We start from the raw sequence: 13928 nt of genomic DNA, 5'->3' as shown, positions 1-13928 counted from the left end.
CGGGCTCGTGTCGGGCCGGGCTCACGGGAGGTCGAGCGAGCCGTCCTCGGCGAAGGGGAAGAACGGGTTGTGGGCCAGCTCCCAGAGGTGGCCGTCCGGGTCCTCGAAGTAGCCGGAGTAGCCGCCCCAGCTGGTCGGCTCCGGCGCCTTGACCACCGTGGCGCCGGCCTCGACCGCCGTCCGCAGGGCGGCGTCCACCCGTTCGGGCGACTCCAGGTTCACCGCCAGGGTGACGCCCCGGAAGGACGGCTCGCCGGTGTCGGGCACGCCCGCGTCGGCGGCCAGCTCGTCGTTGGGGAAGAGACCGAGCACCGAGTCGGCGGTGCGGAACCAGACGATCTCGGGGCTGGAGGCCGGCGAGCGGCTCCAGCCGAGCGCCTCGTAGAAGCGGGCGCTGCGGTCGAGGTCGCCGACGCCGAGGGTGACGATGCTGATCCGGGCCGGGAAGTCCTTGTGCGCTGTCATGCCCGACAGCGTAGGAAGCCGGACTGACAACCCGGGCCCTGACACGGCGGAGCCCTGCGGATCCACGCGCCGATCCGTGTCCCGGGCCGCGCCCCCGGGCCGCGCCCCCGGGCCGTGCCCCGGTGCGTGCTCCGGTCCGCCCGGCGATCCGCCCCCCTGATCCGCCCGCCGGGGCACCTGGGCTGATGACCCGGCAGGTCGGGCGACGTATCGTGTCCGGAGGCGGCACACAGCCGGCGAGGACAGGGGGTGCGGCCCGGGATGACGCGGAAGCGGGAGCGGGAGCGGGAGAGCGGTGGCCGGCGGGACGGCCTCCGGGGCGGCGGTGAGCGGCCCGCGGAGCCGTGGGGCCGGGAGGACGGCTGCGCCGAGCAGGAGGACTTCGCCCGCCGCGCCCTCGCCGCGGCGGACTTCCCGGTGTACGGCGTCGCGGGCGGGGTGGCCCCGGACGGCGACGCGCTGGCCGCGTTCGAGACCTCGGACGGCCTGCTCTGCTGGGTCGAGGTCCAGTCCGGCGACTGGACCTGTGCCGACGGCCCGTACGTCACCGTGCGCACCTACCGACCGGGCGCCGAACGGTTCGACGCGCTGCCGGACCTGGAGGACGTGGTCGAGGACGAGCGCGACCGGGTCTACGAGCAGCTCGGGGTGGACGAGGGCGACTGCCCCGGGCGGGTCCGGGAGCTGCGCGAGTGGATCACCGTCGACGGTGAGCCGCAGGCCGTCGAGGTGCACGAGGACCGGCGCGAGCGCTGGGTCCGGCCGGACGCGCCGCTGCCCGACGTCTGCCCGCAGCCGGGTGCCGGGCCGGTCTGGGCCGGGCGGCTGCGGGTGGGCGGACTGACCGTCACCGTCTGCGCGCGCGGGGTCCGGCCCGGGGGGCTCGAACTGGCACCGGTGGCGGAGACCGAGCGGTACCTGGTGGGCCGCACGGCCCTGCTCCGCTCGCTCGCCGCGCGCCGCGGCCGGTACGTGCCGGTGGAGGAGCGCGAGCTCCCGCCGGTCACCGGGCTGGAGGCACACCGCGCGGTGATCGAGCACAGCATCGCCGAGTCGGCCGCGATCGAGGCGCAGGTCCGGGCCGGCCGGACGCCGCGGCTGCCGCGCGACCTGCGCGGCGAGACCGGCACGCTGCGCTGGGAGGCCGCGGTGCGCCAGCAGATGCGCCTCGCCTCGGAGTCCCGGACGGAGGCGGTGGCGGCGGTGACCGCGATGGTCAACCACCTGGACCGGCTCGCCCGGCAGATCCCGTGGGCGGTCGGGACCCCGGACGGGGCGGCCGCCGTCGAGGAGGTGATCCGCCACACGGTGTTCGCCAGCGAGGTGCCGAGCCTGCCGGCCCAGCGCGCCTGGGCACAGGTGTGGCGGGACCGGTCCCGCGCCGAGGGCGAGCACTGGGAGGAGCACCGGCTCGCCGAGCAGCTCTGGCTCGCCGCCTGGGAGCAGTGGCGGGTGGCGCGCACCGGGCGGTGAGGTCCCGCGGGGCCGGTGCCGGGCGATGCGGCCGGCCGACCCCGCGTGACCTGTGGTGCTCACGGCAAAGGGCGGGTCACGGGTTCGAATACGGTTGGCAAATGACCACCCTGACGAGGTGTCCGATTCACTGGGCGTTCACCGGAACGGCGGAGTCTGCTGGGCGTCGACGACCTGCCTCGACACCTCGCTCGCCACGCACCGGGTCCGACCCGGTCGGCGGCCCACCTCTCAGGAGTGACTGACATGTCGCTGTCCCGCCGGGACTTCGTCAACCGTTCCACCCTCGTCGGGGCCGGCGTCCTGATCGCCGGCAGCGCCGAGGCGCTGGCCAGCGCCCCGGGCGCGATCGCCGCCCCGGCCGGCGGCGAGGTGCAGGCCGCCGCGACCGCCGACGCCGAGCGCGCCGCGGTCGGCTACGGCCCGCTGGTCAAGGACGCCGAGGGCCTGCTCTCGCTGCCCCAGGGCTTCAAGTACAAGGTGCTCAACCGCGCCGGCCAGACCAGGCTGCGCACGGGTGAGTTCACCCCGAGCAACCACGACGGCACCTCCGCCTTCGAGGACGAGCACGGCGGCAACCTGCTGGTCGTCAACCACGAGCTGAGCGGCGCCCGCGCCAACTGGCCGAACCCCGTGCCGCTGACCGAGGGCCACGTCTACGACCCGGGCGCGGCCGGCGGCTGCACCATCGTGCACGCCAAGTCCAACGGCAAGGTCGAGCAGTGGGTCGGCATCGCCGGCACCGCCACCAACTGCGCGGGCGGCGTGACCCCGTGGGGTACCTGGCTGTCCGGCGAGGAGACCGAGGACAAGGCCGGCAAGAACGGCTTCACCAAGGACCACGGCTACATCTTCGAGGTCGACCCGTTCGACGACGACTACAACCGCGACCCGCAGCCGGTGAAGGCCTTCGGCCGGTTCGCGCACGAGGCCGTCGTCGTCGACCCGAAGCGCGGCCACGTCTACCTGACCGAGGACGCCTCCAACCCGAACGGCCTGCTGTTCCGCTGGACCCCGCCGGCCGGCTTCAAGCACGGCCGCTACCAGCTGCGCAAGCTCGCCGCCGACGCCGGTGTGCTGGAGGCCTTCAAGGTCTTCGACGCGCAGGGCAAGCTGATCGACGACCTCTCGCGCGCCACCAAGGTCGGCACCACCTACGGCGTGGACTGGGTCAAGGTCCAGGACCGCGATGCCCGCACGGTGTCCATCCGCAAGCAGTTCAAGGACGGCGAGGTCACCCGCGCCCGCAAGCTGGAGGGCATGTGGTGGGGTGACGGCGGCTTCTACTTCGTCTCCAGCTTCGCCCGCTCCGAGAGCCCGCTGCAGCACGACGGCCAGGTCTGGTTCTACAACCCGGTCCGCCGCACCATCACCCTGAAGGTGCTGCTCGGCGTCAACACCGACGTCTGGGGCGACCACGACAACTACGACGGCCCGGACAACATCACCGTCTCGCCCTACGGCGGCATCGTGATCGCCGAGGACGGCGAGGGCGTCTCGCACCTGTTCGGTGCCACCGAGGAGGGTCTGACCTACCCGATCGCCCGCAACGAGCTGAACATCGGCACCGCCGAGAAGCCGGAGTTCAGCGAGTTCACCGGCGTCACCTTCTCGGACGACGGCAAGACCCTGTTCGCCAACATCCAGACCCCGGGCATCCAGCTGGCCATCACCGGCCCGTGGCACCGGCTGAAGGAGCACAAGCGCGGCCAGGGCTACGGCGAGTGAGTTCGCAGCACTGACGGCAGCTGACCGCAGCTGACGGGAGGGGCCCGCTCCGGCGGGCCCCTCCCGGCGTTCCGGCGTCCGGCGGCGGACTGCCCGGTGTTCCCGGAGGTCAGCCCTCGGGCGGCAGTCGTAGCTGGAGCATGGCCAGCAGCCGCTGCTGCGGCTGGGTCAGGTCGATACCGGTCAACTGCTCCGCCCGGCGGACCCGGTAGCGCAGGGTGTTGGGGTGGATGTGCAGGGCGTCCGCCGCCACCCGCACCTCGCCCAGCGCGTCCAGCCAGGCCAGCACCGACTCGGCGAGCCGGGTGCCGTGCCGCCGGTCGTACGCGGTGAGCGCGGTCAGCCGGGGGTCGCGCAGGCCGCCGCGCTCCTGGAGCAGCGCCAGCATCTCGCTCACCAGCACCTCGGCCTGGACGTCGATCAGCGCCGCGACCTCCAGGTCCACCCCGCCCCGGCCCATCGCGTCCAGGATCCGGTCCGCCTGGGCCCGGGAGTCCGGTACCCGGGCGAGGCCGTCCACGGTCGAGCCGATCGCCGCCCGCAGCGGGACCCCCAGATGGTCCCGCGCCGCCGCGACCACCTCCTGCGCCCAGCCGCGCACCGTCGTCATCGCCAGCCCCGGCGGCAGCTCGGGCAGCAGCACGTACACCCGCGACTCGATCGGGGCGAGCAGGGCGCTGCGGTGCCGGGCCGCGGTGTGCACCGAGATCAGGCCGGTCACCTCGGAGCGGGTGAGCGCCTCGGTGGTCCGGGCGCTGTACGCCAGCACGGTCGCCGGGCGGTGCAGGTCCAGCCCCAGGTGGGTGGCGAGCGACTGCGGGCCGGTGGAGCCCTCCAGCAGCCCGGTGAGCAGGGTCCGGGTCAGCCGGACGTCCGCCGACAGCTCGCGGCGGCGCCGGACCAGCTGCGCCGCCGCCACCCGGGCCGCGCCGACCAGCGCCTGGTCGGCGAGCGGGGCCAGCGGCTGCGCACCCTCCTGCACCCAGATGGTGCCGAGCGGCTGCGCCCCGGCCCGGATGCCGATCGCCAGGCGCCGGCGCAGGCCCAGCTCCGGGTGCGGGTCGACGGCGATCGGCGCGTCGGAGGTGCGCAGGTGCTGGAAGATGCCCCACTCACGGAGCTTGGAGAGGTAGGGCTCGGGGCCCTGCCAACCGAGGATGGAGAGCCGGCGGAGGTCGTCCACCTCGTCCGAGTCGGAGGAGCGGGAGTACGCCAGCACGCGGCTGGAGGTGTCCTCGATCGAGACGATGCCGTTGGTGAGCACGGCTACGGTCTGGGCGAGGGAGAAGAGGTCGCCCGCGTTGTGTTCGGGGGTGCCGGCCGTGTCCGGGGCGTCCGGGCCGGCGATGATCGCGCGGGCCAGCGAGTCCAGGTGCTCCCAGCGCGTCTCCCGGCGGACCGAGAGCAGCGCGACGCCGGCCTCGGCCGCGGCCTCGCGCAGGGCGTCGGCCTGCCCCGGCGCGTCCAGCTTCACCGCGACGGCCGCGGCGCCGGCCCGGCCGGCCGCGCGCAGTGCGGGGAGGGCGGCCCGGCCGCGGGCGCCGATGGCGAGCACGAGCTCGCCGGTCGCGGCGGTGGGCGGGTCCTCCGGGTCGAGGATCGCGACGTCCCGGACCGGGACGTCCAACCCGTGCGGGGCGGCCTGGAGCTCGACCAGCGGCTCGCCGAGGGACATCAGCAGCCGGCGGAGCGGGAGTCCGGGGGTGGTCATCCGGCCCTCCTCCATCCGCTTTCATCCGCTCGGACAATGCGGTGCGGCCGATTTTAGCCGGGCGGACAGGATTCGGGCGGCCGGTGAGGGCGAAGGCGGGTGGGGCGGCGGGCAGCGGGCAGTCCGGACCCGACGGGACCCGGTGATCGAGGCGGTGCCGTGACCCTACCGTGACCCCCTTCGTCGGAGCGGACAACGCCGTACGGGGGACTTTAGCCGCCCGGCCAATCAAGTCGGGTCCTGCGCAGGAATAGCGTTCGTCGTGTGGTCGACGTGCGACCCGCGTCGGCATCCCCCGCATCAACCGAAGGAGAGCGTGCGCTCTATGGACGCTGTGACCCAGGTCCCCGCGCCGGTGAACGAGCCGGTCCACAGCTACGCCCCCGGCAGCCCGGAACGGGCTCGCCTGGAGGCCAAGCTGAAGGAGCTGGGCGGCCAGGAGCCGGTCCAGCTGACCATGACGATCAACGGTGAGCGCCGGATGGGCGGCGGCACCGAGATCCACGTCGTCCAGCCGCACAACCACGCGGCGAGGCTCGGCACCCTGCGCAACGCCACCCAGGCCGACGCGCAGGACGCCATCGACGCTGCCCTGGCCGCTGCTCCGGCCTGGCAGGCGCTCTCCTTCGACTCCCGCGCCGCGATCTTCCTCAAGGCCGCCGACCTGCTGGCCGGCCCCTGGCGCGAGACCCTGGCCGCCGCCACCATGCTCGGCCAGTCCAAGACCGCCCAGCAGGCCGAGATCGACACCCCCTGCGAGCTGGTCGACTTCCTGCGCTTCAACGTGCACTTCGCCCGCCAGATCATGGCCGAGCAGCCGATCTCCTCGGACGGGGTGTGGAACCGCAGCGACCACCGACCGCTGGAGGGCTTCGTCTACGCGATCACCCCGTTCAACTTCACCGCCATCGCCGGCAACCTGCCGACCGCGCCGGCGCTGATGGGCAACGTGGTGCTCTGGAAGCCGTCCCCGACCCAGCAGTTCTCCGCGCACCTGCTGATGCAGCTGCTGGAGGAGGCCGGGCTGCCCAAGGGCGTCATCAACATGGTCACCGGCGACGGCCTGGACGTCTCCGCCGTCGCGCTGAAGCACCCGGCGCTGGCCGGCATCCACTTCACCGGCTCCACCGCGACCTTCCAGCACCTGTGGCGCGAGGTCGGCACCAACATCGCCGGCTACCGCACCTACCCGCGGATCGTCGGCGAGACCGGCGGCAAGGACTTCCTGGTCGCCCACCCGTCCGCCGACCCGGCCGTGCTGAAGACCGCGATGACCCGCGGCGCCTTCGAGTTCCAGGGCCAGAAGTGCTCGGCGCTCTCCCGCGCGTACGTCCCGGCCTCGATCTGGGCCGGGCTGAAGGACGACTTCCGCGACGAGGTCGAGGGCCTCACCATGGGCGACGTCAGCGACCTGGGCAACTTCATGTCGGCCGTCATCGACGACCGCGCCTTCGCCAAGAACAAGGCCGCGATCGACCGCGCCCAGGCCGACCCGCAGGTCGAGGTCCTGGCCGGCGGCACCTACGACGACTCGGTGGGCTACTTCGTCCGCCCGACCGTCCTGGTCTGCCAGGACCCGGCGAGCGAGTACTTCAAGGACGAGTACTTCGGCCCGGTCCTCGCCGTGTACGTCTACGAGGACGAGAAGTACGAGGAGATGCTGGCCCAGATGGAGTCGGTGTCGGCCTACGGCCTGACCGGCTCGATCATCTCCCAGGACCGCGCCGCGGCCCAGGACGCCATGCACAAGCTGCGCTTCGCGGCCGGCAACTTCTACATCAACGACAAGCCGACCGGCGCGGTCGTCGGCCAGCAGCCGTTCGGCGGCGGCCGGGCCTCGGGCACCAACGACAAGGCCGGCGCCAAGCAGAACCTGGCGCGCTGGACCTCGACCCGTTCGGTGAAGGAGACCTTCGTCCCGCCGACGGACTACCGCTACCCGCACATGGGCTGACCCTCCGCCCACCGGCGCCCGGCCCCGCAGCCGGGCGCCGCCCGCCGGGGCGGCGGACCAACCCCCGAGCCGCCGCCCCGGCCCTTCTGCCACCCTTGGAAGCACCAGCCCCAGGAGTCACGATGCTCCGTTCCGCCCTCCTCGCGGCTTCGCGTTCGTCGCAGGTCCGCACCGTGGTCGAGAAGTTCCCGCCGACCCACGCCATAGTCGAGCGCTTCGTCGCCGGCGAGAAGCTCGACGACGCGGTCACCGCCTGCGACGACCTCGTCGCCACCGGCCGCAAGGTCACCCTGGACCACCTCGGCGAGGACACCCAGGACGCCACCCAGGCCGCGGCCACCGCCGAGGCGTACGAGCACCTGCTCGCCGCGCTGAAGGACACCGGCCTCGCGGCCGGCGCCGAGGTCTCGGTGAAGCTGTCCGCGGTCGGCCAGTTCCTGCCGGTGGACGGCGAGAAGATCGCCCTGGAGAACGCCCGCCGGATCTGCGAGGCGGCCGCCGCCGCCGGCACCACGGTGACCCTCGACATGGAGGACCACACCACCACCGACTCCACCCTCTCCATCGCGCGCGAGCTGCGGGCCGACTTCCCGTGGCTGGGCGTCGTCCTCCAGGCCTACCTGCGCCGCACCGAGGCCGACTGCCGCGAGTTCGCCGGCGCCGGCTCCCGGGTGCGCCTGTGCAAGGGCGCCTACAAGGAGCCCGAGTCGGTGGCCTTCCAGGGCAAGCACGAGGTCGACCTCGCGTACGTCCGGGCGCTGAAGATCCTGATGGCCGGCGAGGGCTACCCGATGATCGCCTCGCACGACCCCCACATGATCAAGATCGCCGACCAGCTGGCCCAGTGGAACGGCCGCAAGCGCGACTCCTACGAGTACCAGATGCTGTACGGCATCCGGCCGGAGGAGCAGCTGCGCCTCGCCGGCGAGGGCAACACCATGCGGGTGTACCTGCCCTACGGCCAGGAGTGGTACGGCTACTTCATGCGCCGCCTCGCCGAGCGCCCGGCCAACCTCACCTTCTTCCTGCGCGCGATGGCCACCCGCGGCTGACCTCAGGCCATATGACCAGCGGCGGAGCTGACATCAGCTCCGCCGCCAAGTCGTGCGACCGGTCTACGCCTCCGGCCGGACCATGCGGCCCAACGGGGCCCGCAGAGTCCTGACAGAGATCCATTTCTACGGGAGGCTGCCGGCAGGGCTGGTCATCGCACCACCGGGATCACACCACCCCGCCAGTCCGCGAGCCGCTTACGGGTGCTGGGCACCATCGGCAGCTCGTCCGTCTGCGCGGGCGAGAACCACGCCACCTCGCGGGACTCGTCGGACACCTGAAGCCCGCCGCCGATCGGGCGCCCGAGAAGGCGGACGGAGAACTCCTGACGGACCTCACCGTCGTCGTAGGCGAAGACGTGCCCGGGGTTGGTGTGGGTGCCAACGATGCCGGTGATCTCGATGTCGAGGCCGGTTTCCTCGCGGGTCTCGCGGATTCCGCAGCCGGCCGGGGACTCGCCAAGGTCCATCCTGCCGCCGGGCAGGGCCCACATGCCGTTGTCGGTGCGTCGCTGGAGGAGCACGCGCCCGGCGTCGTCCACCACGACGACGCCGGCGGCCGGTACCAGGCAGTTCGCCTTCGGGGCGTTCGGACCGTCCTCGTAGTCACGCCTGGGCATGCTCCACCGCCTCCGCGGTCGGGATCGTCCACACGTCGCGTCCCTTGCCCGACAGGTCCTCGATGTGGCCGGCGAACCGGTCGAACACACCGTCGCCCTGCGCCCGCCGTAGGTGCATCATCGGGGCGGCGTGGCTGATCCTGCCGGGCAGCGGCGCTGTGCCGATCATGTCGTTGTCGAAGCGGAAGACCGACGGGCTGCTCAGGAAGCTCTCCGGCTGGACGTCCTCCTGCGACGGGGAGCCCGTGATCGGTTGCTCGTGCACCACAGCACTCCTGATGCCCCTCCTTCAGGCGTCAGTCACGCTGACGGCGAGTCCGCGGCGCTGTGCCGTGTACGGCGGCTTCTCGCTCGATGGTGTGCGGGAGGGGGGCGCCGTAGGATCGCCTTGCTGGTGAACTGGATGGCGAACACGAGGAGTTGGCGTGCAGAAGAGATTCGCCGAGTTGTCGACGCCGCTGCTGGCGGATGCCTGTGTGCGGCTGGGCGTGGAGCCGCGCCCCGCGCCGGCCGGGATCGCGCCGGTCGCCGCCGGGAGCCGGATCGCCGGGCGGGCGCTGCCGGTGCGGCACTACGGGAGCGTGGACGTCTTCCTGGAGGCGTACGGTGCGGCCGGGCCGGGTGACGTGCTGGTGATCGACAACGACGGGCGCACGGACGAGGCCTGTGTCGGCGACCTCGCGGTGCTGGAGGCGCGGGCCGCCGGGGTGGCCGGGGTGGTGGTGTGGGGCCTGCACCGGGACACCCCCGAACTGGTGGAGATCGGGCTGCCGGTGTTCAGCTACGGGTCGCTGCCGCTCGGCCCGCTGCGGCTCGACGAGCGGGAGCCGGAGGCGCTGGTCACCGCGCGCTTCGGGCCGCACCTGGTGAGCGCCGGGGACGCGGTGTTCGGGGACGCCGACGGTGTGCTGTTCGTGCCCGGTGACCGGGTGGACGAGCTGCTGGAGACGGCGGCCGGGATCGCGCGCACCGAGCGCGCGCAGGCGGACCGGATCCGCTCGGGTGACACGCTGCGCCGGCAGACGGCCTTCGACGAGTACCTGGAGCGGCGCGCCGCCGATCCGTCCTACAGCTTCCGGCGGCACCTGCGGCGCGTCGGCGGCGCGATCGAGGAGTAGCCGGCTCCGGTCCGGCTCCGGCTGAGGTTCCGGCTCAGAGTGCCCGGTACATGACGTGCAGGCCGACGTAGCCCAGCTCGGGGTGGCGGAACCCCTCGGGGAGGGTGCCGATGATGTCGAAACCCAGCGACCGGTAGAGGTGCACGGCGCGCTCGTTGGCGGCGACCACCGCGTTGAACTGCATGGCCCGATAGCCGGACTCGCGCGCCCAGTCGAGGGTGTACTCGGCCAGGGCCCGGCCGACGCCGCGGCCGGAGTGCGCCGGGTCGACCATGTAGCTGGCGCTGGCGATGTGCGAGCCGTTGCCCTGGTGGTTGCGGTTCATCTTCGCGCTGCCGAGCACCGCGCCGGTCGCCTCGTCGACGGCGACCACCGTGCGGTTCGGGGCGTCGAGCATCCACCAGCTCCGGCCCTGCTCGACGTCGAGGTCGAGCGGGAAGGTGAAGGTCTCGCCGGCGGCGACGATGGCGTGGAAGAACGGCCAGACGGCCGGCCAGTCCTCGGCGGTGGCTTCCCTGATCAGCATGCGGACAGGATGCCAGCGGGGTGGATCGGGTGCCACCGGTTTGCGGTGGTGCCCGGGCCGTGGCCCGGGCACCACCGACGGGGCGTCAGAGCATCGACGCGGCGGGCTTGACCATGGCGCGGGCGGTCTTGGCGTCGACGTACTCGCCGATCGCGGTCATCACCCACTCGCCCGAGTACTGGCGGACCAGCTTGCACATCACCACGCCGGTGTGCGGTTCGGAGGAGGTGAGGTCGAAGCGGACGAGCTCCTGGCCCGAACCGGCGTCCACCAGACGGCAGTAGGCGTTCTTGACCTCGGTGAACTTCTGGCCGGAGAAGGAGTTCACCACGAAGACCAGCCCGCAGACCTCGGGCGGCAGGCCGTTCAGGTGGACGGTGATCGACTCGTCGTCACCGCCGCCCTCGCCGGTGAGGTTGTCGCCGGAGTGGGCGACGGCGCCGTTGAAGATGCCCAGCTTCATGAACCAGGCGGTGTCCAGCTTCTCGCGCTGGGCGTCGAAGGCGATGCAGGAGGCGTCCAGGTCGATGTTGCGGCCGCGGCCTGCGGGCTCCCAGCCGAGGCCCATCCGGACCGAGGAGAGGAAGGGCTTGCCGTTCTTCTCCAGTGAGACCGAGCCGCCCTTGGTGAGGCTGACCCGGCCCTTGTCCAGGGTGACCTTGGTGAGGGAGGGGACGGGCTCGGCCGGCGGGGCGGCGGGAACCGGGCCGCCGGCGGTCATCGCGACGCGCGGGTCGGCCGACGGGGCGGGCGGGGCCGGGGGCGCCGGCGGGGCCACGGGCGGGGCCGGCGGCGCGGGCGGGGCGACCGCGGGTGCGACGGGAGAGGCGACCGGCGCTGCCGGGGCGGGCGCGTCGTCGACACTGACACCGAAGTCGGTGGCGATGCCGGCAAGCCCGTCGGCGTAGCCCTGGCCGACCGCGCGCACCTTCCAGGCACCGTTGCGCTGGTAGACCTCGACCACGATCAGCGCGGTCTCGCGGCTGAGCGGCGGCGGGGTGAAGGTCACCAGCACCTGGCCGGAGTCGGCGTCGCGGACGGTGGCGGTCGGTTCCATACCGGCGAAGGTGGCGCCCGCCTCGTCGGGGCTGGCGGTCACCACGATCTTGGTGATACCGGCCGGGACGGCGGCGGTGTCGATGGCGATGGCGTCCGGGGTGCCGGCGGTGGCCGGGCGGTGGGTGACGCCGGGGCCGTTAGGGGCGTTGTAGAAGACGAAGTCGGCGTCCGAGCGGACCTTACCGGCGTCGGTCAGCAACAGGCCGGAGACGTCCAGCGCCTTGGGCGCGGTGACCTCGACGGTCACCCGCGCGGCGGTCAGCGGGGCGTTGCCGCCTTGGGTCAGGACCGTGGACACGTACTCCTCCTCGGATGCGGTGGCACGGCATCGATCCCGCCTCGGGGGCGCCGTGCCGAGTGGTACCCACAGTAACGAACGGGCCCGGCCGGAAGAGCCCGAGCGGGCCGGTGACCTGTCGGGCTGTCGGGCGGACGGTCAGCGCGCCGCGGCGGTGAAGGTGCCGAGTGCGGCGACCGCCCGCGGGTGGTCGATGGCGAAGGCGGCGGCGTTCCAGCTCTCGACCGCGGGGGCCTTCGCGGCGGCCGTGCGCGGAGCCCCGGTCGGCGTGGCCGCGGCGGTGGGGGCGATCGGGCCGGTGGGGGCTGTCACGCCTGCCCCGGGTCGGCTCGCGGCGCTCGGGCCGACTACGCCGGTGGGGCCGACTACGCCGGTGGGGCCGACTACGCCGGTTCCGGGGCGGCCCGGGACGGTGACGGAGGGCAGGGTCGCGGTGGTCGGCAGGGGCTCGGCGGCGGGCAGTGGGCGGACGCCCCGGACCCCGAAGCCGTACCGCCCGGGCCGGACGTCGGTACCGGGCGGGGTGGTGAACCGGTAGACCAGCGTGCCGCGTTCCTGCTGGACGGTGGCCACGGCGCCCGGGAGGTCGGTCCACACGGTGCCGCTGCCGGGCGCCAGCTCGCCGGCGGAGAGGCGGAGCTCGGCCTGCAGCGCGGTGACCGGCTCGGTGACGGTGAGGGTGAGCAGGTGGTGGCTGCCGTCGCGGCCGAGCGGCTGGACGACGGCGGTGCCGGTGAGCGCCAGGTCGGCGGCGTCGTCGGTGGGACCATCGGTGGTGCCGGTGCCGGTGCCGGTGCCGGTGCCGGTGTCCTTGGCGGGGCCGGGTGCGCCGTCGGCCGGCCGGCCGTCCTGGTCCGGCCCGGTGGCGAGGATCTCGGGGAGCTGCGGCCCGGGCGCGCCGGTGTCCGGGAGCAGCGGCCGCGGTGAGGCCGGCTGCTGCTGCGCCGGCTGCGGGGAGCCGGACTGTGTGGCGTACGGCGAGGCCGACGGTGACCCGGACGGGCTCGCGGTCGCCGGATCGGTGGTCGGCCCGCCGGTCGCGGTCGCGCGGTCGTCCGGGACGGCCCCGAGCGCCTCGGCCGACGGGCCGGATCCCCGGTCCGCGTCGGCCCGGTCAGCGCGGCCGCCCTCGGCGAGCGGCAGGGACGGAGCCGGGGCCGAGGCCTGCGACGCGGGTCCGCCGGAGGCCGGCGGGTGTGCGACGGCCGCGCTCGGCGAGGACTCCTCCGCCGGACGGACCCCGGGACGGCCGGGCGGCGCGGTCCGGTCGCGTGGTGCGGCGGCGGAGGCGTCGTCCGTCCCGTCGCCGGTGTCCGGCGCGGGAGGCGGCGTCGAGCCGACCCGGGACACCCCGGCCCGGCGGCCGACGCCCTGCTGCTCGTTGAGCAGGAAGGTGGTGGCGATGCTGATGCCGACCACGGTGGACATCGCCATCGCGGCACCGGAGAAGCGCAGGGTGGGCAGCCGGAGCCGGCCGCCGAAGGGCTTCGGCCGACCGTGCAGGCCGCGGCGCTCGTGCTGTCGGTCATGCCCGTACGGCGCCCCCTGCCCGGTGTCCTCGCGCGCAGCCACCGGACCCCTCCCCTCCACGAAATCCCCCGAAGTCGCCGTTGCGGTCGCCGCATTGTCCCACGCGGCGCCGTCGGTCCCGAATCACCGCTCCGGGCCCCGAAGGTGTGCCCCGGCCACCCCGGATCCGGCCGCGACGGTCCCCGGGCGCGCACGCGGGCGCGCCGGTGGACGCACGCGGGCCCGCGCCGGCAGGGGGACGAGCGTACCAGCGGGGGCCGGGTGGGCGGCCAGCCCTCGGACCGAACCAATCCGACCCGTGGACATCCTTTCCGGGAACGGAAGTTGACGGTCCGTCTGACAAGGCGGGCAGGGGTTCTCCGGTCGGTGCCGGGAGGGTTGCAACCCCCTTGCA

Annotated in this window: 12 protein-coding genes; 5 read left to right on the top strand and 7 right to left on the bottom strand. The window is 73.8% G+C overall.

The annotated features are described in order from the left end of the window. Positions 1-21: 21 nt before the first annotated feature. Positions 22-465, bottom strand: coding sequence for a VOC family protein (locus ACF9IK_RS10410; protein ID WP_395293954.1), 444 nt, complete (start codon positions 463-465; stop codon positions 22-24). Between the two features lie 261 nt (positions 466-726). On the opposite strand from ACF9IK_RS10410, the gene ACF9IK_RS10405 reads away from it, so the two are divergent. Next, entirely contained in the window at positions 727-1938 is a 1212-nt protein-coding gene (locus tag ACF9IK_RS10405) for a hypothetical protein (RefSeq protein WP_395293953.1), read from the top strand. A gap of 246 nt (positions 1939-2184) precedes the next feature. Beyond that, positions 2185-3666, top strand: coding sequence for an alkaline phosphatase PhoX (locus tag ACF9IK_RS10400; protein ID WP_395293952.1), 1482 nt, complete (start codon positions 2185-2187; stop codon positions 3664-3666). Between the two features lie 109 nt (positions 3667-3775). Here ACF9IK_RS10400 and ACF9IK_RS10395 read toward each other — a convergent pair whose 3' ends face one another. Next, a complete protein-coding gene (locus ACF9IK_RS10395; RefSeq protein ID WP_395293951.1) occupies positions 3776-5377 on the bottom strand; it encodes a PucR family transcriptional regulator in 1602 nt (533 codons plus the stop codon). 325 nt (positions 5378-5702) lie between these two features. On the opposite strand from ACF9IK_RS10395, the gene pruA reads away from it, so the two are divergent. Together pruA and ACF9IK_RS10385 are read left to right on the top strand one after the other, a co-directional pair. Further along, complete coding sequence (gene pruA / locus ACF9IK_RS10390) at positions 5703-7331, top strand: L-glutamate gamma-semialdehyde dehydrogenase (protein WP_395293950.1); 1629 nt, start codon at positions 5703-5705, stop codon at positions 7329-7331. A gap of 122 nt (positions 7332-7453) precedes the next feature. Beyond that, a complete protein-coding gene (locus ACF9IK_RS10385) occupies positions 7454-8383 on the top strand; it encodes a proline dehydrogenase family protein (RefSeq protein ID WP_238863139.1) in 930 nt (309 codons plus the stop codon). A 152-nt stretch (positions 8384-8535) separates the two neighbouring features. On the opposite strand, the gene ACF9IK_RS10380 is transcribed toward ACF9IK_RS10385, so the two are convergent. Both ACF9IK_RS10380 and ACF9IK_RS10375 read right to left on the bottom strand, forming a co-directional pair. Continuing rightward, complete coding sequence (locus ACF9IK_RS10380) at positions 8536-9003, bottom strand: NUDIX domain-containing protein (protein ID WP_395293949.1); 468 nt, start codon at positions 9001-9003, stop codon at positions 8536-8538. Next, positions 8990-9268, bottom strand: coding sequence for a hypothetical protein (locus tag ACF9IK_RS10375; RefSeq protein ID WP_395293948.1), 279 nt, complete (start codon positions 9266-9268; stop codon positions 8990-8992). The genes ACF9IK_RS10380 and ACF9IK_RS10375 overlap by 14 nt, the downstream gene beginning before the upstream one ends. A 160-nt stretch (positions 9269-9428) precedes the next feature. On the opposite strand from ACF9IK_RS10375, the gene ACF9IK_RS10370 reads away from it, so the two are divergent. After that, entirely contained in the window at positions 9429-10121 is a 693-nt protein-coding gene (locus ACF9IK_RS10370) for an RraA family protein (protein WP_395293947.1), read from the top strand. 34 nt (positions 10122-10155) lie between these two features. On the opposite strand, the gene ACF9IK_RS10365 is transcribed toward ACF9IK_RS10370, so the two are convergent. The 3 genes from ACF9IK_RS10365 to ACF9IK_RS10355 form a co-directional block, all read right to left on the bottom strand. Next, positions 10156-10647 carry a GNAT family N-acetyltransferase gene (locus ACF9IK_RS10365; RefSeq protein WP_395293946.1) on the bottom strand — a complete coding sequence of 164 codons (492 nt, stop codon included), beginning with the start codon at positions 10645-10647 and terminating at the stop codon, positions 10156-10158. An 85-nt stretch (positions 10648-10732) separates the two neighbouring features. Then, entirely contained in the window at positions 10733-12004 is a 1272-nt protein-coding gene (locus ACF9IK_RS10360; protein ID WP_395293945.1) for a TerD family protein, read from the bottom strand. Positions 12005-12142: 138 nt separating this feature from the next. Beyond that, the gene (locus tag ACF9IK_RS10355; protein ID WP_395293944.1) at positions 12143-13576 is read right to left on the bottom strand and encodes a hypothetical protein; all 1434 of its coding nucleotides are present in this window, start codon (positions 13574-13576) and stop codon (positions 12143-12145) included. Positions 13577-13928 lie beyond the last annotated feature (352 nt).

Origin of the sequence: Kitasatospora hibisci (assembly GCF_043950205.1) — a bacterium.
GTDB classification, from domain to species: Bacteria; Actinomycetota; Actinomycetes; order Streptomycetales; family Streptomycetaceae; genus Kitasatospora; species Kitasatospora hibisci.
The sequence above is the reverse complement of the archived record's forward strand: the minus strand, read 5'-3'. Positions and strand labels throughout refer to the sequence as shown.

Coding starts and splice junctions, on each gene's coding strand:
- ACF9IK_RS10395 (WP_395293951.1), bottom strand. CDS start 5,377: ATGACCACCCCCGGACTCCCGCTCCGCCGGCTGCTGATGTCCCTCGGC.
- ACF9IK_RS10410 (WP_395293954.1), bottom strand. CDS start 465: ATGACAGCGCACAAGGACTTCCCGGCCCGGATCAGCATCGTCACCCTC.
- pruA (WP_395293950.1), top strand. CDS start 5,703: ATGGACGCTGTGACCCAGGTCCCCGCGCCGGTGAACGAGCCGGTCCAC.
- ACF9IK_RS10405 (WP_395293953.1), top strand. CDS start 727: ATGACGCGGAAGCGGGAGCGGGAGCGGGAGAGCGGTGGCCGGCGGGAC.
- ACF9IK_RS10385 (WP_238863139.1), top strand. CDS start 7,454: ATGCTCCGTTCCGCCCTCCTCGCGGCTTCGCGTTCGTCGCAGGTCCGC.
- ACF9IK_RS10400 (WP_395293952.1), top strand. CDS start 2,185: ATGTCGCTGTCCCGCCGGGACTTCGTCAACCGTTCCACCCTCGTCGGG.
- ACF9IK_RS10380 (WP_395293949.1), bottom strand. CDS start 9,003: ATGCCCAGGCGTGACTACGAGGACGGTCCGAACGCCCCGAAGGCGAAC.
- ACF9IK_RS10365 (WP_395293946.1), bottom strand. CDS start 10,647: ATGCTGATCAGGGAAGCCACCGCCGAGGACTGGCCGGCCGTCTGGCCG.